This is a genomic window from Knoellia flava TL1 (assembly GCF_000768675.1).
GTDB lineage: Bacteria > Actinomycetota > Actinomycetes > Actinomycetales > Dermatophilaceae > Knoellia > Knoellia flava.
Genome location: NZ_AVPI01000032.1, coordinates 1 through 21755, shown reverse-complemented (window position 1 = coordinate 21755; position 21755 = coordinate 1). Strand labels below are relative to the sequence as shown.

18 protein-coding genes are annotated in these 21755 nt (G+C 71.9%); 15 read left to right on the top strand and 3 right to left on the bottom strand.

The genetic code is table 11. The features are described from left to right. Positions 1 to 26: 26 nt before the first annotated feature. Complete coding sequence (locus N798_RS11145) at positions 27 to 6407, top strand: Ig-like domain-containing protein (RefSeq protein ID WP_229708772.1); 6381 nt, start codon at positions 27 to 29, stop codon at positions 6405 to 6407. Between the two features lie 36 nt (positions 6408 to 6443). Here N798_RS11145 and N798_RS11140 read toward each other — a convergent pair whose 3' ends face one another. After that, positions 6444 to 6659, bottom strand: coding sequence for a biotin/lipoyl-binding carrier protein (locus N798_RS11140; RefSeq protein WP_035948508.1), 216 nt, complete (start codon positions 6657 to 6659; stop codon positions 6444 to 6446). A gap of 188 nt (positions 6660 to 6847) precedes the next feature. Here N798_RS11140 and N798_RS11135 point away from each other — a divergent pair, with 188 nt between their 5' ends. The 3 genes from N798_RS11135 (at position 6848) to N798_RS11125 (ending at position 9175) form a co-directional block, all read left to right on the top strand. Beyond that, positions 6848 to 7420 (top strand): M23 family metallopeptidase, encoded by a 573-nt coding sequence (locus N798_RS11135; protein WP_035948506.1) that lies wholly within the window; start codon positions 6848 to 6850, stop codon positions 7418 to 7420. Between the two features lie 154 nt (positions 7421 to 7574). Continuing rightward, on the top strand, positions 7575 to 8318 hold the full coding sequence (locus N798_RS17410; protein WP_052117217.1) for a hypothetical protein: 744 nt from the start codon (positions 7575 to 7577) through the stop codon (positions 8316 to 8318). After that, positions 8315 to 9175 carry a zinc ribbon domain-containing protein gene (locus N798_RS11125; RefSeq protein WP_188450466.1) on the top strand — a complete coding sequence of 287 codons (861 nt, stop codon included), beginning with the start codon at positions 8315 to 8317 and terminating at the stop codon, positions 9173 to 9175. Before N798_RS17410 ends, N798_RS11125 begins: the two co-directional genes overlap by 4 nt. Positions 9176 to 9278: 103 nt before the next feature. Here N798_RS11125 and N798_RS11120 read toward each other — a convergent pair whose 3' ends face one another. Both N798_RS11120 and N798_RS11115 read right to left on the bottom strand, forming a co-directional pair. After that, the gene (locus N798_RS11120) at positions 9279 to 10370 is read right to left on the bottom strand and encodes an inositol-3-phosphate synthase (RefSeq protein WP_035948503.1); all 1092 of its coding nucleotides are present in this window, start codon (positions 10368 to 10370) and stop codon (positions 9279 to 9281) included. 92 nt (positions 10371 to 10462) lie between these two features. Then, positions 10463 to 11071 (bottom strand): PadR family transcriptional regulator, encoded by a 609-nt coding sequence (locus tag N798_RS11115; protein ID WP_035948501.1) that lies wholly within the window; start codon positions 11069 to 11071, stop codon positions 10463 to 10465. Between the two features lie 311 nt (positions 11072 to 11382). Between N798_RS11115 and N798_RS11110 the strand changes: the two genes are divergently transcribed. The 11 genes from N798_RS11110 to N798_RS18735 all read left to right on the top strand — a co-directional run. Continuing rightward, positions 11383 to 13593 carry a transglycosylase domain-containing protein gene (locus N798_RS11110; protein WP_035948533.1) on the top strand — a complete coding sequence of 737 codons (2211 nt, stop codon included), beginning with the start codon at positions 11383 to 11385 and terminating at the stop codon, positions 13591 to 13593. A 2-nt stretch (positions 13594 to 13595) separates the two neighbouring features. After that, a complete protein-coding gene (locus N798_RS11105; RefSeq protein ID WP_052117214.1) occupies positions 13596 to 14810 on the top strand; it encodes a hypothetical protein in 1215 nt (404 codons plus the stop codon). Positions 14811 to 14948: 138 nt separating this feature from the next. Next, positions 14949 to 15236, top strand: coding sequence for a 30S ribosomal protein S6 (gene rpsF / locus N798_RS11100; RefSeq protein ID WP_035948499.1), 288 nt, complete (start codon positions 14949 to 14951; stop codon positions 15234 to 15236). Between the two features lie 107 nt (positions 15237 to 15343). Next, positions 15344 to 15934, top strand: coding sequence for a single-stranded DNA-binding protein (locus N798_RS11095; protein WP_035948497.1), 591 nt, complete (start codon positions 15344 to 15346; stop codon positions 15932 to 15934). 83 nt (positions 15935 to 16017) lie between these two features. Then, the gene (gene rpsR, locus N798_RS11090; protein ID WP_035904052.1) at positions 16018 to 16254 is read left to right on the top strand and encodes a 30S ribosomal protein S18; all 237 of its coding nucleotides are present in this window, start codon (positions 16018 to 16020) and stop codon (positions 16252 to 16254) included. Between the two features lie 26 nt (positions 16255 to 16280). Then, positions 16281 to 16727, top strand: a complete 447-nt coding sequence (gene rplI / locus N798_RS11085) for a 50S ribosomal protein L9 (protein WP_035948495.1) — start codon at positions 16281 to 16283, stop codon at positions 16725 to 16727. Between the two features lie 93 nt (positions 16728 to 16820). Further along, entirely contained in the window at positions 16821 to 17966 is a 1146-nt protein-coding gene (locus N798_RS11080) for an MFS transporter (RefSeq protein WP_156971708.1), read from the top strand. A gap of 15 nt (positions 17967 to 17981) precedes the next feature. Next, positions 17982 to 19367, top strand: a complete 1386-nt coding sequence (gene radA / locus N798_RS11075) for a DNA repair protein RadA (RefSeq protein ID WP_035948492.1) — start codon at positions 17982 to 17984, stop codon at positions 19365 to 19367. A 211-nt stretch (positions 19368 to 19578) separates the two neighbouring features. Beyond that, positions 19579 to 20631: a DNA integrity scanning diadenylate cyclase DisA gene (gene disA / locus N798_RS11070; RefSeq protein WP_035948528.1), complete on the top strand. Its 1053-nt coding sequence runs from the start codon at positions 19579 to 19581 to the stop codon at positions 20629 to 20631. A gap of 15 nt (positions 20632 to 20646) precedes the next feature. Further along, positions 20647 to 21561, top strand: coding sequence for an HhH-GPD family protein (locus tag N798_RS11065; protein ID WP_035948490.1), 915 nt, complete (start codon positions 20647 to 20649; stop codon positions 21559 to 21561). After that, positions 21558 to 21755, top strand: a 198-nt coding sequence (locus N798_RS18735; RefSeq protein WP_035948487.1) for a hypothetical protein, incomplete at its 3' end; no start/stop codon positions are given. The genes N798_RS11065 and N798_RS18735, both read left to right, overlap by 4 nt.

Below are 21755 nucleotides of genomic sequence, written 5' to 3'. Positions count from 1 at the left end.
ACTGGGGTGAGCGGTGAGGGTTCGTCATGACACGCACATCACGCCGAGTCGCGGGGTTGACCCGCAGCCGCCGCGGGATCGCCTCCGTCGGCGTCGTCGCGATCGCCGCCTCCCTGCTCACGTATGCAGCCGTCACGAGCCGGGGCTCGACCGTCCACGAGGCCGACGTCGGCGACGGGGCGGTCTGGGTCTCCTCGTCGGCCCAGGCGAAGTTCGGCCGCCTCAACACCCAGGCCCGCCAGCTGGACGCCGGTGTCGCGACGGCGCTCGCGAACGGGTCCGAGGTCGACATCCTCCAGGACGGCGCGGCCGTCGTCGGCATCGCGACGGGCAACACCCTCTCGCCCATCGACGTCCGCACCGCCACGTCCGGTGACTCCGGCGCGGCTGCCCCTGCGCCCCTCCAGGCGCGCGCCGGACAGTTCGTCCCCGCGACCGTTGACCTGCGCGGCGGCACGATCGCCACCGTCGACCCCAAGACCGGCAAGGTCTGGGCCCAACGGGTCGACCCCAAGGAGGGCATCGAGTCCCTCCAGGACATCACGACGACGGCCAAGCCGCTCGCCACCATCGGTGCCGCGGCCTCGCTGGCGGTCGACGCCAGCGGCGCGGTCATCGCCGTCTCGGGCGCGACCGGACGTGTCGTGACGATCACCCCCACCGCCGACGGCTTCGCCAAGCCGGTGACCACGACGACCGACGTGCGCGCCCCTCTGCTCGACGTCACCGCTGTCGGCGATACCTGGGTTCTCTACGACCCCGACCGCGACGAGCTGCACGTCGAGGGGCGCGAGGAGCCGGTGAGCGCCGGGGCCGCTCTCGGTGACGGGCCGGCATACGCCGCCCTCCAGGTGCCCGGACCCGAGGCGTCGACGGTCGTCGTCGCCAACGCGGTCGCGGCACGTCCCGTGAGCCTCGACGGCAGCGGCGACGGCGTCGGAGGCGTCGAGGTGCGCGACCAGGCCAACCGCGCGGCCGAGCCGCCGCTCGTCACCCGCCCGGTCGTGCTCCGCGGCTGCCTGCACGCCGCGTGGGCCGAGACCGGCAATGTCTTCTACGGCGCCAACTGCGGACGCAGCGACGCCGTCGCCGCGGGCTCGCTGGGCGGAGTCGGCGAGGCGGTCGTGCGCGACGGCGTCGCCTTCCGCGTCAACCGCGGCAACGTCGTCCTCAACCAGCTCGACACCGGCGACGTCTGGGACCTCGACTCGACGAAGCAGAAGATCGACAACTGGGACGCGCTCATCCCACCCACGAGGCAGGACGACGACAACGACAAGAAGGACGAGAACGTCGTCGACGACAACCAGGTGAGCCAGCCGCCCAAGGCGATGCCCGACAACCTGCGCGTCCGCCCGGGTCGCACGAGCAAGATCCACCCGCTCGACAACGACACCGACGCCAAGGCATCGATCCTCGCGATCGACCCCAAGGACCTCACCGCGCCGAGCGCACCGGACGTCACCGCGACCGTGTCGAGCGACGGTCAGACGGTCGACGTCAACGTGCCCGCGAACCCGTCGTCGTCGACGATCACGTTCTCCTACAAGGTGAGCAACGGCAAGGCCAAGGAGAAGGCGTCGGCCAAGATCGTCCTCACCGTCGTCGGGGACGAGGTCAACACCCCGCCGAAGCTGCGTGAGGGGCGCGCCGAGCTCGCCCGCCGGACCTACCCCGTCGTCTCCGGTGGCCGAGTCGCCGCCTCCGTCCTCGGCGACTGGCGCGACGGCGAGAGCGACCCGCTCACCGTCGACGCCGCCGACCCGAGCACGGTCATCGACGGGCAGAACAGGGTCGGGATCAGCGCGCCGGTCAAGCCGGGTCCCGCCACCGTCCCCTACGCCATCAACGACGGCCGCCAGAGCAGCAAGGGCGAGGTCAACCTCACGGTCCTCGACCTCGCGCAGCCCAACGCCGTCCCTCCGACGACGCAGCCCGACGTCGTGCGCGCCGTCCTCGGCAAGCCGGTCCAGCTCGAGCCGCTCGGCAACGACATCCCCGGCGCCGACCCCGGTGACCCCGACGCCCGGCTCCGCCTCGCCGGCGAGGTCGCGCCGACCGGACCGCTCGACGTCGACACCAACCTCACGACCGGCGTCGTCACGGTGACGCCCAACGGACTCGGGACGACCGAGCTCGCCTATGCCGCCCAGTCCGGTGGCACCGTGAGCCCGGGCCGGATCCGCATCGACGTCGTCGAGCCCGCCGACCCCGAGGCGCCACCGGTCGCGGTGCCCGACGGCGCGACGCTGCGCGACCAGTCGCCGACGATGGTCGACGTCCTCGCCAACGACTACAGCCCACGCGCCGATGTCGTCGTCACCCAGAGCGCCAAGGTCGACGCCGACAACGGCTGGCTCCGCCCGACGATCTACCAGGGTCGGTGGGTTCGCATCGAGGCCCTCGAGCCGTCGCCGATCAGCGGCGAGGGGAGCCGTCAGGGCACGGTCGAGTACACCATCAGCGACGGCACCAAGCGCGCGACCGGTCGCATCAACGTCGTCCAGCGGCCGCCCGTCGCCGGGGCGGCACCGACGGTCGAGGACGACCGCGCGACCGTCCGCGAGGGCGACAGCGTCTCGGTGGGGGTGCTCGACAACGACACGATGGCGGACGGCATACCCCTCGTCCTCGACCCCGGGAGCGTCAAGGTCCTCGGCGGCAGCGAGCCTCGGGCGTTCGCCTCGGGCAACCTCATCCGCTACGTCCCGGAGTTCACCGCACTCGCGGCGCCCAAGGACGTCGTCATCGAGTACGCCGCGTATGCCGAGGGCTCGCCCGAGCGCGCGAAGACCGGCCGGCTCACGGTCACCGTCAACCCCCTGCCGACCCGTGCCACCCCCAACCAGGCGCCCGTCGCCCGCAGCTTCTCCGGTTCGGTGACCGCGGGCGAGTCGGTCACCCTGACGATCCCCTCGACGGGTGTCGACCCCGACGGTGACACCGTGACGATGCGCGGGATCGTCGGCAAGGACGCCGAGGCGCTCGACCTCACCCACGGGCGCGTCGTCTCGATCGGCCCGTCGACGATCCGCTACGAGGGCTACCCCAACGCCGCCGGCACCGAGCTCATCCGCTACGAGGTGCAGGACCGCTTCGGTGCGACGAGCCAGGCGTTCGTGCGTGTCGGCGTCGTGCGCCCCGGCGACCCGCAGCCGCCCGTCGCCGTCGAGGACGAGGTCGTCGCCGCCCCCGGCAAGCGCGTCACCGCCCACGTCCTGCGCAACGACCTCATCGCCCGGGGCGACGCCGTGCGGATGCAGTTCAGGGACCTCAACCCCGGCGAGGTGCAGCGCCAGTGGCAGGTCGACGAGGACGACAACACCATCACGACCGTCGCCCCCGCACCCGGCGCGCCGACGCACCAGTTCGTCTACGGCATCGACAACGGCATCTTCGACCCCTCGCGCACGACCGTTCTCGTCCGTGGCGTCGAGGGCCACATCAACCCGCCGATCGCTCAGGACGACGTGGCCAAGGCCACCCCTGGCGAGACGACGGCACTCGTCGACGCCCTCGCCAACGACACCGACATCGACTCGGACCCCGAGACGCTGAGGATCGTCGAGGTCCTGTCACCCGCGGGCACGATCGAGAACGGCAAGGTCCGCGTCACCCTGCGCGACCACCCGCAGACCGTCCCCTACGTCATCGAGGACGAGGACGAGGCCCGCGCCCTCGCGATCATCCACGTGCCCGCCGGCGACAACGGCCTGCCGTTCGTCGTCGAGGGCACGCTCATCGAGATCGACAAGGACTCGACCAAGACGGTCCGGCTCTCCGACCACGTGAGGTCCCCGCGCGGCAAGCGCGTGAGCATCACCGCCGCCGCCACGGTGTCCACCTCCCCGGCGCAGTCGTTGGACGGCGCGGCGCAGGGCGGCGACGCGGTCGAGCTCACCTCGCGCGGGGGCTACGTCGGACCCGGCGCACTCATGCTCGAGGTGAGCGACAGGGAGAGCCCGGACGACAAGGACGTGCGGACGGCATACGTCTCGATCCCGGTCCAGGTCGGTCCCAAGGTGCCGCTCCTGCGCTGCCCGGACGCACCGCTCGTCCTCGCCGCCGGCGGCCGGCCGCGCGAGATCGACATCCCGACCTACTGCCGCGCCTGGCTGCCCATCGGCATGAACCTCGACGAGGTCGACTTCGAGGCGCGCTGGGAGCCGCAGGCCCGCGGCGCCGAGCTCGAGCAGGCGGAGACCGGTGGACGCCTCGTCACGCTCCGTGCCGGTGAGCGTGCGCCCACGGGCACCGGATCGGTCACCGTCACCTCCCCCGGTATGCCGTCCGTGAAGTTCCCGGTGCAGGTCCTCGGCCGCGACGCGGCCGGTCTCGCCGCCGGTGCCGCTGCGGGGGCCAATGGGGCGGACCCGGCCGCCGTCCTCGGACCGCCACGCATGCGCCCCATCGCCGTCGACGGTCTCAACGAGGGCGAGTCCGCGACGGTCGACGTGAGCCGCTACCTCGACTCCCCGCTCGAGAAGCCGTCCTGCTCGATCGAGGCGGCCGCGCTCGAGAGCGGCTCCGGCATCGAGGTCTCGCGCAGCGGGTGCACGCTCACCCTGCGCGCGACGTCGCAGCCCAGCCCGACGGCGACGATCTCGCTGCTCGTCTCCGACGGTCCCGACCGCACCGCCGCCGGGCGGGTCACGGTGACGATGCGCGGCAAGCCGACAGCGCCGACGGGCGTCAGCGCGGTTGCCGACCGCATCGCCGGCGGCCAGGCCCGCGTGTCGTGGGTGGCGCCCGGCTACGACGGTGGCGTGACGATCTCGACCTACGTCGTGCGGTGGTCCGGTGGCAGCAGCGGGACGCTCGAGTGCTCCTCGTCGCCGTGCACCGTCACGGGGCTCACCAACGGCAGGGACTACACGTTCACGGTCCTCGCCCGCAACGCCGTGGGCGACAGCCCGCCGAGCGCGGCGAGCAACACGGTGCGCCCCGACACCAAGCCCGAGGCGACCTCCGGGGTCCGGATGATCTCCCGCGGCGACGGCACCCTCGACGTCGGCTGGTCACCGGCCCCCAACAAGGGCTCGGAGATCACCAAGTACGTCGTCCGTCTCGTGCCGACGAGCTCGGGTGCGGGCGTGCGCACGGTGACCGCCGCGGGCGCCGCGACGAGCGCGAGCGCCGGTGGGCTCGACAACAACTCGCCCTACTCGGTGTCGGTCCAGGCCTGGAACGGCGCGGGAGCAGGTCCGTTCGGTCCGGCGGTCCAGATGCAGTCGGCCGGCACCCCGCCGGCGGTCACGGGCATCACCGGGGCGACGCGCGGGCCCGGTGCCGGCTATGACTCCGAGTCGATCACGGTGTCGTGGAACCAGCAGACCAACCCCAACGGTCCGCCGCTCAAGCACTACACCGTCTACCGCAACGTCGACGGCGGTGGCTGGACGCAGATCGGACAGGTCGGCGCCCAGACCCGCACGCTCGCCGACACCATCCCCTACGACGGCCGCCGCTACGGCTACACCGTCTCGGCGACGAATGGCGCCGACCTCGAGTCGCCCAAGGGCAACCCGTGGACCTACACCTCGGTCGGCGTGCCGAGCAACCCATCGGTCACCGCGCGCACGCCCAACCCCGACAAGTCCGTCGTCATCGACGTGCAGGTCGGGTCCCCGCGCGCCGGTGGGTTCTCCTCGATCGAGTGGCGAGGCGGTGGCCGGTCCGGCACGCACGCCTGCGGTTGCGCGCCCGGCTCGACCGTGCGCATCACCCTGCCCAACATGGGCATCGACCCGCTCACGGTCAAGGTCCGGACCGTCAACACCGGAGGCACGAGGTCCGCCGAGGCCACGAGCAACCAGGTCACCCCCTACGGCCCGACGCTCACACCCGGCGGGCTCGCCTCCTCCGTCAGCGGCCGCACGATCACCTGGACGTGGAACCTGCGGACCAACGGCCGGCCGATCGACCAGGTCCAGATCAGCGTCGACGGAGGCAGCTGGCGCGCACCGGACGCACGCGAGCGGCACGCCCAGACCTTCGGCTACTCCGAGACACATGGTCTGCGGGTCCGTGCCCACAGCGAGGCCGGGTGGAGCGACCCCACGGCGGGCGAGAGGGCGACCACGGTCCCGGAGCCCAGGAACCCCGAGATCTACAACGTCAGGTCCAACGGCACGGGCACCGGCACCGGCAGCTGCGCCGGCGGCTGCCCGAAGATGGACTTCGACATCCGCGACTTCCCCGGCAACACCTCCTGGACGGTGACCTGCCAGCATTCGTCGACCGCGGCCAGCGACTTCACGAGCTCGTCGCCGGCGAACGTCGGACCCGGCGGCAACGGCTACACGTGGGGTGGCTACTGCGTCTTCGACAAGGCGCTCGCCGGGGACGCGCGCATCGTGCTCAGCAGGGGCGGTGAGGTCGTCCGGTCGAACTGGGTGCCCTGGTGACGGGCGGTCCTCCCGCGCTGAGGAGCGAGCTGCGCGTCAGTCGATGACGGCGAGGATGTCGCCCTCCTGGACGACGTCGCCGACCTCGACCTTGACCTCGCTCACGGTGCCGGCCTGCTCGGTGAGCACCGGGATCTCCATCTTCATCGACTCGAGGAGGGCGATCTCGGTGCCCGCCTCGACCGTGTCGCCGACGGTGACGGCGATCGAGAGGACGTTGGCGACGAGGTCGGAGACGACGTGGTGCGACATGTCCCGAACCGTATCCACTACGCACCGGTAACCCCGCTTCGCGCCGCTATGCAGCGGCGACGTCGAATCCCGTCCGCAGCGGATTCGCAGCGGACCCGACCCGTCCGAAGCGGTTTCGCAGGACCGGCCCGCAGGGTCGAGGTCGTCGGGCAGCGGGCCCGGCGGACATCGACACGAAGGAGCACGACATGAGCATCCTCAGCGGACGAGCGAGCAGGATCACCCTTGGACTCGCGGTCGCCGTGGCCACCCTGAGCGGCGGCGTCGCGAGCGCTGCCCCCACCGCCGAGCTCGCCGGCACGCGGCCGGCGTTCAAGGCCCCCTTCCAGTGCGGCACCCAGTGGCGCGGCAGCGCCTGGACCTGGTCGGACGGCCACCAGCACAGCCCGCTCAAGTCGGTCGACTGGAACTGGGGGAGCGGCAACGACGACAAGGGCAAGCTCGTGCGCGCCTCGGCCGGCGGCACCGTCGAGTTCGCCGGCGACGGCCCCGGTGGCTACGGCAAGATGGTGCTCATCCGCCACGGCAACGGCTGGAAGACCCGCTACGCGCACCTGCTCGTCGGCTCGCTCGAGGTCTCGGCCGGCCAGTCGATCAACCAGGGCAAGGTCATCGGCAAGGTCGGCCAGTCCGGTGGTCAGCCCTCCTCGCACCTCCACTACGAGCAGATCGCCGACGGCAACGTCGTCGACGCCGTGGTCCAGGGCGTGCGCTTCGACCCCAACGACGTGCACTACATCACGAGCACGAACGCCTGCTGACCTCGGCGTTCGCGCGTGAAGTGGGCGGACGGCATACGGGAACGACCTCCGTATGCCGTCCGCCCCCGTCTCGGGGACCGTCCCGCGGTTCGTGCAGGAGGGGGTCCTGCCGTTACCGTGGCTGGCTGATCCCAGCCCCACGTGAGGACGTCCCATGCACTGCCGGACCTGCGCTGCCGACCTGCCGGTCGACGCCGCGTTCTGCTCGCAGTGCGGCGCCCGGGTCGAGCTCGGGTCGGTCCTCGGTGTCGGCACCGACCTCCCGGCCGGAACTCAGCGGCCGACGCCCCCTCAGGCGGCGTGGCATCGCTCCGCCTCCCACGAGGAGGCCGCACCTGTCGTGCCGCGGGCGACACCGATCCCTGCGGGAGCGGAGCCGGACGACGGCGACGACCCGCGCCCCGGCCCCTCACGCAGCAGCCTCCTCGCGATGGTCGCGACCTTCGCGGTGCTGACGCTCATCGGGACCTTCGCGCTCACCCGGCTCGTCGGCTCCGACGACCCGCAGCCGACGACCCCGGCCACCGCCTCGTCGTCGAGCCAGGCGGCCGAGGAGACCGGTGACGCCCAGCCCGCCCCGACCACGAGCGTCCCCACGACGACGAGCTCACCCGAGGTGTCGCCCTCCGCGTCCTCGTCGCTCCCGGCCGAGGCCCGTCGCTGCTCGACGAGCGGAAGTGACGCCGTCGCGACGGCATACGCAGGGACCGAGCGCACGTCCTGCGAGTTCGCGGCATCGGTGCGCGACGCCTACCGCCAGGCGGGTTCCCCGGGTGACGCCACGAGCCTGCGGGCCTACAGCCCGGTGACGAAGAAGTGGTACTCGCTCTCCTGCGACGGCGGCGAACCCGTCCGATGCACGACCACCACGAACGCGATCGTCTACCTCGCGCCATGACGCCCACCGAGCCCGCGCGCTGCACCGCGTGCGACAGGGAGCTCACGCCGGGCGCCCGCTTCTGTCCCCGGTGCGGCGCGGCTGTGGCGTCGCAGCCCACGCGTGACGAGCTGCTCGCGCAGGCCGAGCGCGCCCGGGCCGAGGCGCGGGCCCGTTCGGGTGCCGGGGGATCCGTGCCAGGGGCCTCGGAGGCCGTCCCGCCGGCCCATCGAACGCAGGCGCCCGAGGCCGTCCAACCGGCGCCCGATGCCGAGCCGAGCGCCGACCACGAGCCTACGGACGTCCTGCACGTCGGTCCGATGTCCCGCCACGACGCGTCGCGGTCGAGCCACGACGACCACGCACCCGCCGAGCACGACGGACCGGCTCCCACCTTCACGCCCGGACGGGTCGCCGCGATGGTCGCGACGTTCGTCGCGCTCACCGTCCTCGGCACCTGGACGCTGTCCCAGCTCTTCGGGTCGACGCCGGACGGCGCGCCTGACCCCACGGGTGCGGCGACGGCCGGCGCGACCGTGTCGTCGCCGCCATCGCCGTCCGGCTCCCGGAGCGGCAGCGCCCCCGCCGACGCCGCGCCCGAGCCGCGACTGGCCGACGCCCCGAAGCGCTGCTCGACGAGCGGGAGTGACGAGGTCGCGACGGCGTGGTCGGGCAACCGCGACACGTCGTGTGCCTTCAGCGACGCAGTCCGTGCCGCCTACCGCAAGGCGGGCGCGCCGGACGGCTCCGAGCCGTTCCGCACCTACAGCACCGTGACGAAGAAGTGGTACGACGTCACCTGCCTCGCGACCGAGGCGACGCCGCCGATGCGCTGCCACAGCGCCGACGGCAACGCCGTCGTCTTCCTCGGCCCCTGACGCCCGGCCACGAAAGCCGTCGAAAGAAGGCAAAACCCCGCCTCCGGCATACGGAAGCGGGGTCCTGTCTCCTCTCGACCAACGGAGAGGCGAGGGGCTGCGCTCAGCGCTCCTCGGTGCCGGCGATGAAGGCCTCGAGCTTCGCGCGGCCGAGGTCGTCGGGACGCTGCTCCGGCGGGGACTTCATGAGGTAGCTCGACGCGGACAGCAGGGCGCCGCCGACGCCGCGGTCCTTGGCGATCTTCGCCGCACGGATGGCGTCGATGATGATGCCGGCCGAGTTGGGGGAGTCCCACACCTCGAGCTTGTACTCCAGGTTGAGCGGCACGTCGCCGAAGGCGCGACCCTCGAGGCGGACGTAGGCCCACTTGCGGTCGTCGAGCCACGCGACGTAGTCGGACGGGCCGATGTGGACGTTCTTGCTGTCGACGACGCCGGCGAGCGAGCCGGTGAGGTTCGAGGTGACGGCCTGCGTCTTGGAGACCTTCTTGGACTCGAGGCGCTCGCGCTCGAGCATGTTCTTGAAGTCCATGTTGCCGCCGACGTTGAGCTGGTAGGTGCGGTCCAGCGTGACGCCGCGGTCCTCGAAGAGCTTGGCCATGACGCGGTGGGTGATCGTCGCGCCGACCTGGCTCTTGATGTCATCGCCGATGATCGGGACGCCGGCCGCCTCGAACTTCGCCGCCCACTCGGGGTCGGAGGCGATGAAGACGGGGAGGGCGTTGACGAAGGCGACGCCCGCGTCGATGGCGCACTGGGCATAGAACTTGTCGGCCTGCTCCGAGCCCACGGGGAGGTAGGACACGAGCACGTCGACCTCGGCGGCCTTGAGCGCGGCGACGACGTCGACCGGCTCGGCCGGGGACTCGTCGATCGTCATGGCGTAGTACTTGCCGATGCCGTCGAGGGTGTGGCCGCGCTGGACCTCGACGCCCGTCGTGGGGACGTCGGCGATCTTGATGGTGTTGTTCTCGGAGGCGTTGATGGCCTCGGAGAGGTCCTTGCCGACCTTCTTGTCGTCGACGTCGAACGCCGCGACGAACTCGACGTCCTTGACGTGGTAGTCGCCGAACTGGACGTGCATGAGGCCGGGCACCGACGCGCTCGCGTCGGCGTCCTTGTAGTACTCGACTCCCTGCACGAGCGAGCTCGCGCAGTTGCCGACGCCGACGATGGCGACGCGGATCGAACCCATGGTGGTGTTTCCCTTCGGTGGTGTGCCGGTGTCGACCGGCGTATGCCGGCCTGCCCGGTCGTTCTGTGGGCGGGAGGTGGTCTGTGGCCGGGTCATGGCTGGGGGCCGGGGTCGGTGGGGTGGCGGCGCTCGGCGTCGATGAGCTCGGTGAGCCAGCGGACCTCGCGCTCGGTGCTCTCCTCGCCGTGGCGCTGCAGGGCCGAGGTCCAGGAGTCCATGCGCTCGCGGTTGCGGGTCGCGTTGGAGCGCACCGTCTCGAGCTGCTCCTCGACGCGGGAGCGCCGGCCCTCGAGGATCCGCAGGCGGACGTCGGCCTCGGTCCGCGCGAAGAACGCGAGTCGCACTCCGAACCCATCCTCCTCGTAGGCCGCGGCGTCGATGCGCCGCGCGGCCTCGTCGAAGGCTTCCTTGCCGGCCGCCGTGATCTCGTAGACGATCCGGTTGCGGCCGCCCGCCCTCGCGGACGCACTGGGGGCCGACCGGGACGTCCCGCGGGACGCCGGCGGTGCGGGCGCCGAGGACTGGGCGATGAGCCCGCGGTCGACCAGCCCGGAGAGGGCGGGGTAGAGCGTGCCGTAGGACAGCGCCCGGAACGCTCCCAGCGCCTCGTTGAGGCGACGGCGCAGCTCGTAGCCGTGCGCCGGACCCTCGTGGAGGAGCCCGAGGAGCGCGAAGTCGAGCAGCTCCGACCGCTTGCTCATCCGCACCTCCTCGCTTCGTCGTGTGCAGGTCGCCGACTGACAAACTCGGACCTTGTCAGCGCGACTGTACCTCACGGCTATATCGGCGCGATACATCGAGCCGACTTGTTGCCACTTGCAGCGGCTTCCGGGAGCGGCGCACCGGGCGTTCGGACGCTGAAAGTGGCAAGAAGTCGGGGTGTCGGGGTGGGCGACGGCGGCTTTCCTGAACGTCGCACTCAGGTTGGGGGCGTCATACTGGAGATGGCGCGGTCTGCCCTCGAGCGGATCGCGCCCACGTCCGCACCGCTGCCTTCCCCCGAAAGATGTTCATGAGCACCGCACCCCGTTCGCGCGCAGAGGCACGTCGCCGCACCGACGGACGCACCGGCCGCGCCGGCCGCTCCCGTGGCGGACCCCAGCGCCGCTGGCCGCGCCGCCTCCTCTACACGATGCTGGGGCTCTTCGTCCTCGGCGTCGCCGGGGTGGGGATCGCATACGCCATGACGGACGTGCCCGAGCCCAACGAGGTGGCGACGGCGCAGACCTCGGTTATCTACTACGCCGACGGCAAGTCCGAGATCGGGCGCGTGTCCGAGTACAACCGCGAGTCGGTCAAGCTGGAGCAGGTGCCCGTGCACGTGCAGCGGGCGTTGCTCGCAGCCGAGGACCGCAACTTCTACGAGAACAACGGCATCTCCCCGACCGGCATCGCGCGCGCCGTGTGGGTCGCGATCAAGGGTGGTGAGGCCACCCAGGGTGGTTCGACGATCACCCAGCAGTACGTCAAGAACTACTTCCTCAGCCAGGACCGCACGCTGTCGCGCAAGGCCCGGGAGATCCTCATCTCGGTCAAGATCGACGGCCAGCAGTCCAAGGAGGAGATCCTCGAGAACTACCTCAACACGATCTACTACGGACGCGGCGCCTACGGCATCCAGACGGCGTCCAAGGCCTACTTCAACAAGGACGTCTCCAAGCTCACCCCGGCCGAGGGTGCCTTCCTCGCCTCCGCCATCCGCGGCCCGTCCTTCTACGACCCCCGCCTCGGCGAGAAGCAGAAGCAGAACGCCCAGACCCGCTCCGCCTACATCCTCGACGCGATGGAGGAACAGGGCTGGCTCAGCCCGGAGCAGCGCGCTGCCGCCACCTTCCCGACGGACAAGCAGTTCGCGCCCTACCGGCCCCCGTCCGTGGGCGGCACCAACGGCTACCTCGTCCAGCTCGTCAAGGACGAGCTCCTCAAGAAGGTCAAGGTCGACGAAGGGGACATCTCCACCGGTGGCCTGCGGATCGTCACGACGATCGACAAGAAGAAGCAGGCCGCCGCGGTGAAGTCGATCGCCGACCGGATGAAGGGGATCAAGGGCATCAACGTCGGCCTCGCCTCGGTCAAGCCGGGCGACGGCGCCGTCGAGGCGCTCTACGGCGGCAGCGACTACGCCAAGAACCAGTTCAACACCGCCACCGACGCGACGATGCAGGCCGGCTCCGTCTTCAAGATCTTCACCCTCATCGCCGCCCTGCAGAGCGGAGACCTCAGCATCCGCCAGTCCTTCGACGGCAACAGCCCGCAGTACTTCGACGAGTTCGAGAACCCGGCCGGGGCGACCGACTTCAACCGTCGCGGCGGGGTGCGCAACTTCAACGACCGCGACTACGGCCGGGTCACCGTGCCCGAGGCGACGGCGGACTCGGTCAACACCGTCTTCGCCCAGCTCAACATCCTCGCGACGCCGCAGAAGACGGCGGCCGCGGCGAAGCAGGCCGGCATCACGACCAAGCTCAACCCCAACTACGCCAACGTGCTCGGCAGCGACAGCGTCAAGGTCATCGACATGGCCAACGCCTACGCCACCCTCGCCGCCAAGGGGGTGCGCGCCACCCCCTACTACGTCAAGTCGGTGACGTCCACCAGTGGCGCCTTCGACTACAAGGCCCAGCCCAGGACAACCCGCGTCTTCGACCAGGACCTCGTCTCGGACGTCGTCTACTCGATGCAGCAGGTCATCGAGAAGGGCAGCGGCGAGTACGCCGGCGAGCGGCTCAACCGCGAGGCCGCCGGCAAGACCGGCACGTCGAGCGACAACTACTCGGCCTGGTTCGACGGGTTCACCCCGCAGCTCGCCACGGCCGTCGGCCTCTACAAGGGTGACGGGTCCATCAAGGAGGAGAACCAGATGGACGACGTCCCCGGCTGGGGGTCGATCACCGGTGGCACGATCCCGGTGCGCATCTGGACCGACTACATGCGCGCGGCGACCGACGGGATGGAGAAGCTGAAGTTCCCGGAGCCGGCATACATCAACAAGAACGCCGCACCGAAGCGCACCCAGCAGCCCACCCGGACGCAGGAGCCGACGCGCACGCGTGAGCCCGAGCGGACGCCGGAGCCGACGCCGGAGCCGACGCCCACGACGCCGTCCGCGGAGCCGACTCCCACGGAGACGCCGAAGCCGACCAAGACCAAGGGTCCGAAGCCGTCGATCACGCTGCCCTTCCCCGACCCGACGCCCACGACGGGGGCAGGGGGCGGCGGCTGAGCGTGACCTCGCCCGTCCCCGACCGGGCGGGTCCCGGGGGACCCACCGCCGCGTTCGCACCGGTGGCGCTGCTCGCAGCGCTGCCGGTGCTCGCGTCGTTGTGGAAGCAGGCGCCGTGCCTCGACCGCGGCTGGGGAGGCCAGGAGCCGTTCTGGCGGTTCTGCTACTCCGACCTCGCCGTCTCGACGCAGACGACCGGAGCCTCCGGCGGGCTCGCGGCCTGGCTGCGCGGTGACGTCCCGCTCGACCACCCGCCGCTCACGTCGGCCCTCGTCTCGACGGTCGCGGGCCTTGGCCCCGGCGGCGACCCGCTCGCGACCCAGCGCTGGGTCCTCGGCGTCTGGGCGCTGCTGTCGCTGGTCGCGCTCGTCCTCATCGGCTGGTGGGTGCGCGACGCGGGGCCGCGCGGCGCACTCGGGGCGCACCACGTCGTCCTCGCGCCCGTCGCTGCGCTCACGCTGCTCCTCTCGCCGGACCTCCTCGGCGTCACGCTGGCGACGGGTGGGCTGTGGGCCTGGTCGCGCCGACATCCGGCGCTGGCCGGCGCCCTCCTCGGGGCCGGGTTCCTCGCCCGCACCTACCCCGGTCTGCTGCTCGTCGTCGTCGCGGTCCTCGCGTGGCGCACGGGGCGCGAGCGCGAGCTCGTCCGGGTCGCTGCCGGCGCGCTGACGGCCGTCGCGGTCGTCGCCGTGCCGCTGCTCCTGGTCCGGCCGGTGCTCCTCACCCGTTCGTGGGGCCTGTGGGCCGACAGCCTCGCCGGGCTCGGCTCGGTCTGGTACGTCCCGACCCTCTCCGGCAGCCCGTGGTCCGCAGGGGTCCTCACGGCGGTGGCCGTCCTCGGCGTCGTCGTCGCCGTGGGCCTCGGTGCGCTGCTCGTCCTCGGCTCGCCGAGCGTGCCCCGCATCGGCGCCGCCGCCCTCGTCGTCGTCGCCGTCGTCCTCGTCACCGGCAAGAGCTTCCCGGTGCAGGCCTCGCTCTGGCTCGTGCCGCTCGTCGCGCTCGCCGGGCTGCGGTGGCGCGACCACCTCGTCTGGGCGCTCGCGGAGGCGGTGCACTTCGTCGCCGTCTGGCTCTACCTCGGCGGGCTCTCCGATCCCGACCGCTCACTCCCCGCGGGCTGGTATGCCGTCGCCCTCCTCGGGCGGGTCGCCGCCGTCGCCTGGCTCGCCGTGCGCGCGTGGCAGTCCGCCACTTCCGAGGACCCGCGCCGGATTTAGCCGTATGCCGTGCAGCCGGTACCCTTGCACGGTTGCCTTGTGCCCTGTGGACAGCTCCACGGCGGTGTCGGCAGCGATGCATACCCTCCTGTCACGGAGAGACCGTGACCGTTCAGACCGAAGGAGGCGGGTTAACGCATGCGTCAGTACGAACTCATGGTCATCCTCGACCCGGAGCTTGACGACCGCACGGTGCAGCCGTCGCTCGACAAGTTCCTCACGGTGATCACCAAGGACGGTGGCACCGTCGACAACGTCGACATCTGGGGCCGTCGTCGCCTGGCCTACGAGATCAAGAAGAAGGCCGAGGGCATCTACGCCGTCGTCAACTTCACCTCGGAGCCGGCCACGGCCAAGGAGCTGGACCGCCAGCTCGGCCTCAACGAGTCGATCATGCGGACGAAGCTCCTTCGTCCCTCCGCCTGATCGTCTCCACCCCAGCGACACCCGCTGGACCCTGCACCACCTGAGCCACCCGCACCAGCACCGCATACCCATCGTCGTTTTGCACCAGACCAAAGGGGATCTGATCCATGGCAGGCGAGACCGTCATCACGATCGTCGGGAACCTCACCGGTGACCCCGAGCTGCGCTTCACCCCGTCGGGCGCTGCCGTCGCGAACTTCACCGTGGCCTCCACGCCGCGCACGTTCGACCGGCAGAGCAACGAGTGGAAGGACGGCGAGACGCTGTTCATGCGCTGCTCGGTCTGGCGTGACGCGGCGGAGAACGTCGCCGAGTCCCTCCAGCGGGGCACCCGCGTCATCGTCACCGGCCGCCTGAAGTCTCGTTCCTACGAGACCAAGGAGGGTGAGAAGCGCACCGTCATCGAGATGGACGTCGACGAGGTCGGCCCCTCGATGAAGTACGCGACGGCGAAGGTCAACAAGACCTCCCGCGGTGGCGGCGGTGGCGGCTTCGGCGGCGACCAGGGTGGCTCCGGCCAGCACGACCCGTGGGCCACCGGCGGCTCCGCACCCCAGGGTGGCGGGCAGCAGGGCGGCCAGGGCGGCGGCTGGAACCAGGGCGGTGGCCAGCAGGCGCCGCAGCAGGGTTCGCAGGGACAGCAGGGTGGCCAGGGAGGCTGGGGCAACGCCCCCGCCTACGACGAGCCCCCCTTCTGATTCGACAACCACCACAGATTCACACCATCCCTGGGTGACCAGGGCTCATCCGCCGAGGCACTCGGCAGAAGGAGAGCACCACGATGGCCAAGCCAGTTGTGCGCAAGCCCAAGAAGAAGGCCAACCCGCTCAAGGCGGCGAAGGTTGAGAACATCGACTACAAGGACACTGCGCTGCTGCGCAAGTTCATCTCCGACCGCGGCAAGATCCGCGCCCGTCGGGTGACCGGCGTGTCCGTCCAGGAGCAGCGTCTGATCGCCAACGCGGTCAAGAACGCCCGTGAGATGGCGCTCCTTCCCTACTCCAGCTCGTCCCGCTGACGCGCGACCACCGAAGGAGAGAGAACATGAAGGTCATTCTCACGCACGAGGTCTCCAACCTCGGGACCGCCGGTGACGTCGTCGACGTCAAGGACGGCTACGCCCGCAACTTCCTCTTCCGCCGCGGTCTCGCGACGGCGTGGACCAAGGGCGCCCAGAAGCAGGTCGACTCCATCGCCAAGGGCCGTGAGGTCCGCGCGGTGAAGTCGCTCGAGGAGGCCCAGTCGATCAAGGGCAACCTCGAGTCGAAGGCCGTCAACGTCCCGGCGCACGCCGGCAAGGAGGGTCGCCTCTTCGGCGCCGTCTCCACCGCCGACATCGCCGCGGCCGTCAAGGACGCCATCGGCACCGAGATCGACAAGCGCAAGATCGAGGTCCCCACCCCGATCAAGACCACGGGCGCCCACGAGGCCCTCGTCCGCCTGCACCCCGAGGTCCAGGCCAAGGTCGCGCTCAACGTCGTCGCCGGCTGATCCAGCCACCCACGACGCACCACCGCAGCGCCCGCCCCCGCACGGGGAGCGGGCGCTGCCGCGTTGTCCGGCCGACGGCATACGGTGTCGGCCGTGCCCCTGACCCAGCCGAGCTCCGTCCTGCACGCCGTCGTCGCCGTGCGGGTCGTCAACCGACTCGGCGGGTTCGGGATGAGCTTCCTCGGGCTGCGGCTCGCCCGTGACCTCGGGATGTCGCTGTCAGCCGTCGGGGTCGTCCTCGCCGTCTTCGGTGCCTGCACCGTCCCGAGCCGGATCCTCGGCGGCGTCTTCGCCACCCGGGTCGGAGCGCGCTGGACGATCGCCGGCGGGCTCCTCGCCGGTGCCGTCGCGCTGCTCGCGATCGCGCTCGGCGACTCCGTCCCCGTCGTCGTCGCGGCGGTCCTCGCGCTCGGGCTCGCCTACGAGATCGTCGAGCCCGCGACGCAGGCCGTCATCGCCGAGACCATCGAGCCGTCACGGCAGGCGTCGGCCTTCGCGCTGCTGTGGTCGACCCTCGCCGTCGCCGGTGTCGTCTCCGGCCTGCTCGCGGCGCTGCTCGGGCGCTGGGGCGTCTCGGCGATCTTCGTGTGCGACGCCGTCTCGAGCGCGCTCGCGGCGGTCGCCGCCCTCGTCCTGCTCCCGTCGGCGCACGCGGAGCGGCACCCGTCGCCGTGGCGCTCGGCCCTCACCCCGCGGCTGCTCGCGTGGACCGGGGTGGGCACGGTCCACGCGACCCTCGTCATGGTCATCGTCTTCATGCTTCCGCTGGCCGTCGACCGCGCCGGCCACCCGACGTCGATGACCGGCTGGCTGCTCGCCGCCGCGGCCGCCTCGGCGATCGGCGCGCAGCGGCTCCTCGCCCGCGTCGAGACCCGTATGCCGGCCGTCACAGCCCTCGTGGTCGGTCACCTCGTCCTCGCCGCGGGCCTCGGGTTGTGGGCGACGGGCTCGGTCACCGGGCTCGTCGCCGGTGCCGTCCTCGAGGGCGCGAGCGGGGCGTTCCTGCTCGGCACCTACCAGGCGACGGCCGCCCGCATGGGTGGCCCGGGCCTCGGCGCCGCGGTCATGACGATCTTCGGGCTCTCGTGGGGCGTGGCCACCGTCGTCGCCCCACTCGTGTCGGCCCCGCTGCTCGACCGTGGGCCGGCCGTCCTCTGGCTGGCGGCCGCCGGGCTCTCGCTCGCCCTCGCCGCCGGCCACGCCGCCCGGGGCGTCGCCGAGCCGGTGTCGGTGCCCTGACCTAGGTTGGCGGCCATGGCAGCGAAGGGCGCGCGACCGGCATACCGGTGCACGGAGTGCGGGTGGACGACCGTCAAGTGGGTGGGCCGCTGCGGCGAGTGCCAGGCGTGGGGATCGGTGACCGAGGTCGGTGCGGTGAGCGCGCGCACGACCGCCGTCAAGAGCGTCGAGCGCCCGGCGGTGCCCATCGGTGAAGTCGACTCCAGCCGGGCCGAGGCTCGCGGCACCGGTGTGCCCGAGTTCGACCGCGTCCTCGGTGGCGGGCTCGTGCCCGGGGCCGTGGTCCTCGTCGCCGGCGAGCCCGGCATCGGCAAGTCGACCCTGCTCCTCGACGTCGCCGGCCGCGCTGCGCGTGGTGGCGAGCCGGGTGCCGAGCGACGCGTCCTCTACGTCAGCGGCGAGGAGTCGGCAGCGCAGGTGCGCAGCCGGGCCGAGCGCATCGAGGCGATGGCACGCACCCTCTACCTCGCGTCCGAGACCGACCTCGCCACCGTCCTCGGCCAGATCGACCAGGTCGCGCCCGACCTCCTCGTCGTCGACTCGGTGCAGACGATCAGCAGCGCCGAGGTCGACGGCTCCGCGGGCAACGTCTCGCAGGTTCGCGAGGTCGCGGCGAGCATCATCGCCACCGCCAAGTCCCGGGGCATCGCGACCCTGCTCGTCGGCCACGTCACCAAGGACGGCTCGATCGCCGGCCCGCGGGTCCTCGAGCACCTCGTCGATGTCGTCGTCCAGTTCGAGGGCGACCGGCACAGTCGCCTGCGGCTCGTCCGGGCGGTGAAGAACCGCTACGGCCCCACCGACGAGGTCGGTTGCTTCGACCTGTCCGACGTCGGCATCACCGGCCTCACCGACCCGAGCGGGCTCTTCCTCTCCAACCGCACCGCAGCCGTTCCCGGCACGTGCGTCACGGTGACGCTCGAGGGCCGCCGCCCGCTCGTCACCGAGGTGCAGGCGCTCGTCGACCAGAGCGAGGTGCCCAACCCGCGGCGGGCGACGAGCGGCCTGGACTCCGCGCGGGTCGGCATGATCCTCGCGGTGCTCGGCACCCGCGCCCGTGCGCCCATCGGGCGCAAGGACGTGTTCGCGTCGACCGTGGGCGGGGTGCGCATCACCGAGCCGGCCTCTGACCTCGCCGTCACGCTCGCCCTCGCCAGCGCGATCAACGACCAGCCCCTCCCGCCGGGCACCGTCGCGTTCGGGGAGGTCGGGCTCGCCGGTGAGCTGCGCCCGGTGACCGGCGCCCACCGCCGGCTCGCCGAAGCCTCGCGGCTGGGCTTCACCACGGCGATCGTGCCCCCGGGCGTCGTCGGGGGAGGCCCGGTTCCCGACGGGCTGCGCGTCATCGAGGTGGGCAGCGTCCTCGAGGCGGTCCAGCTCTCCGTGACGCCCGTCGGCTGACGAACCCGGCCGGAGGCGCCCGACGAGGTTCGCGAACCGCACCGTTGCTCCCGCGCCTGTTCGGACCGGCTCGCGAGCGACAAGGGGGTTCGCGAACCGGATCGTGGGGAGCTCGGCCCGACGCCGTTAGACTCGCCATCGGGTCAGGGAGACCTGACCTGCGACGACTGGAGGGAAGCACGTGGCCACGCCGCTGCACGAGGACGAGTTGATGCGCACGACGCTCGCTGCCGTCGCACCCGGCACCGAGCTGCGTGACGGCCTCGAACGCATCCTTCGCGGACGCACCGGAGCCCTCATCGTCCTCGGCACGGACCGCACGGTCGACGCCATCGCGACCGGCGGCTTCCCGCTCGACGTCGAGTTCTCGGCCACCCGCCTGCGCGAGCTGGCCAAGATGGATGGCGCCATCGTCTGCGACCGCGACGTCACCAAGATCCTGCGCGCCGCGACCCAGCTCGTGCCTGACGCCACCATCGAGACGAGCGAGTCCGGCACCCGCCACCGCACCGCGGAGCGGGTCGCGAAGCAGACCGGCTTCCCCGTCGTCTCGGTGAGCCAGTCGATGCGGATCGTCGCCCTCTATGTCGGCGAGTCCCGCTTCGTCCTCGAGGACTCGAGCGCGATCCTCTCCCGCGCCAACCAGGCGCTGCAGACCCTCGAGCGCTACAAGCAGCGCCTCGACGAGGTCACCGGCACCCTCTCCGCGCTCGAGATCGAGGACCTCGTCACCGTCCGCGACGTCGCCAACGTCCTCCAGCGCCTCGAGATGGTGCGCCGGATCAAGGACGAGATCGGCGACTACGTCCTCCAGCTCGGCACCGACGGCCGCCTGCTCAGCCTCCAGCTGGAGGAGCTCACCGGCGGTCTCTCCGACGACCTCGGCCTCGTCATCCGCGACTACCTGCACGAGTCGCGCGGCGAGCACGACCTGGCGCAGGCGACCGCCAACCTCACCGACATCGACGCCACCGAGCTGCTCGACCCGTCCGCCGGCGCCAAGGCGCTCGGCTTCATCGTGTCCGGTGACGCGCTCGACTCCTCGGTGAGCCCGCTCGGCTACCGCATGCTCAGCAAGGTCCCCCGCCTCCCGGGCGCGATCGTCGACCGCCTCGTCGAGCACTTCGGCAGCCTCCAGAAGCTCCTCGCCGCCGGTGTCGACGACCTCATGAGTGTCGAGGGCGTCGGCGAGGGCCGTGCGCGGCTCGTCCGCGAGGGCCTGTCGCGACTCGCGGAGAGCAGCATCCTCGAGCGCTACGTCTGACCCGGGCCGGGCACCGTGAGCGCCGTGCGTCCCTCCGCGACCGACCTCGCCGCCCTGCACGGCGCGGTCCTCGACTGGTATGCCGTCAACTCCCGGCCGCTGCCGTGGCGCGAGCCGTCGTGCTCGCCGTGGGGCGTCCTTCTCTCCGAGGTCATGTCGCAGCAGACGCCGCTGGGCCGGGTCGAACCGATCTGGCGCCAGTGGATGGAGCGCTGGCCCACCCCGGCGCAACTCGCCGCCGAGTCGCCCGGCGAGGTCGTGCGGGCCTGGGGCCGGCTCGGCTACCCCCGCCGCGCGCTGCGCCTGCACGAGGCCGCGGTCGTCATCACCGAGCGGCATGATGGGGAGGTGCCGCGCCACGAGGCCGATCTGAGGGCACTGCCCGGCATCGGCGACTACACCGCGGCGGCCGTCGCCGCCTTCGCCTTCGGGGACCGGTCTGTCGTCGTCGACACCAACGTCCGCCGCGTCCAGGCGCGGGCGGTCAGCGGCGTGGCCCAGGCGGCGCCGTCGATGACGCGGGCCGAAGTGGCGCTCGCCGCCGACCTCCTGCCCGTCGACGATGAGGACGCCGCCACGTGGAACGTCGCCGTCATGGAGCTCGGCGCGCTCGTCTGCACCGCCCGCAGCCCGCGGTGCGACGACTGCCCGGTCGTCGGCAGGTGCGCGTGGGTGCTCGGTGGGCGGCCGGCATACGACGGCCCTCCGCGGCGAGGACAGAAGTGGCACGGCACCGACCGGCAGGTGCGCGGGGTCATCGTCCAGGCGCTGCGCGAGAGCCCGGGACCAGTGCTGCGCGAGGCGCTTGCTCCCGGTCGGGACGAGCAGCAGGTCGACCGGTGCCTGGCCGGGCTCGTCGAGGACGGGCTCGTCGAGCCGGTCGGCGACGAGCACTTCGGCCTGCCCGGCGTCGAGGAGGTCGCGGGGTGAGCCGCCGCGACGAGCCGACCGAGCCGGTGCGCCCGGTCGACCCGACGCGGCCCATGCCACCCGTCGACCGGAACCCGTCGCCCGAGTCTCGCGAGCACCGCGCAGGGCAGGACCCCAGCGAGCCGGCCGGAGAGGGCACCGGGACCGGAGGGCGCCACGGCGGGCGCCGGCCGCCGCCGGACCCCTACGGCGTG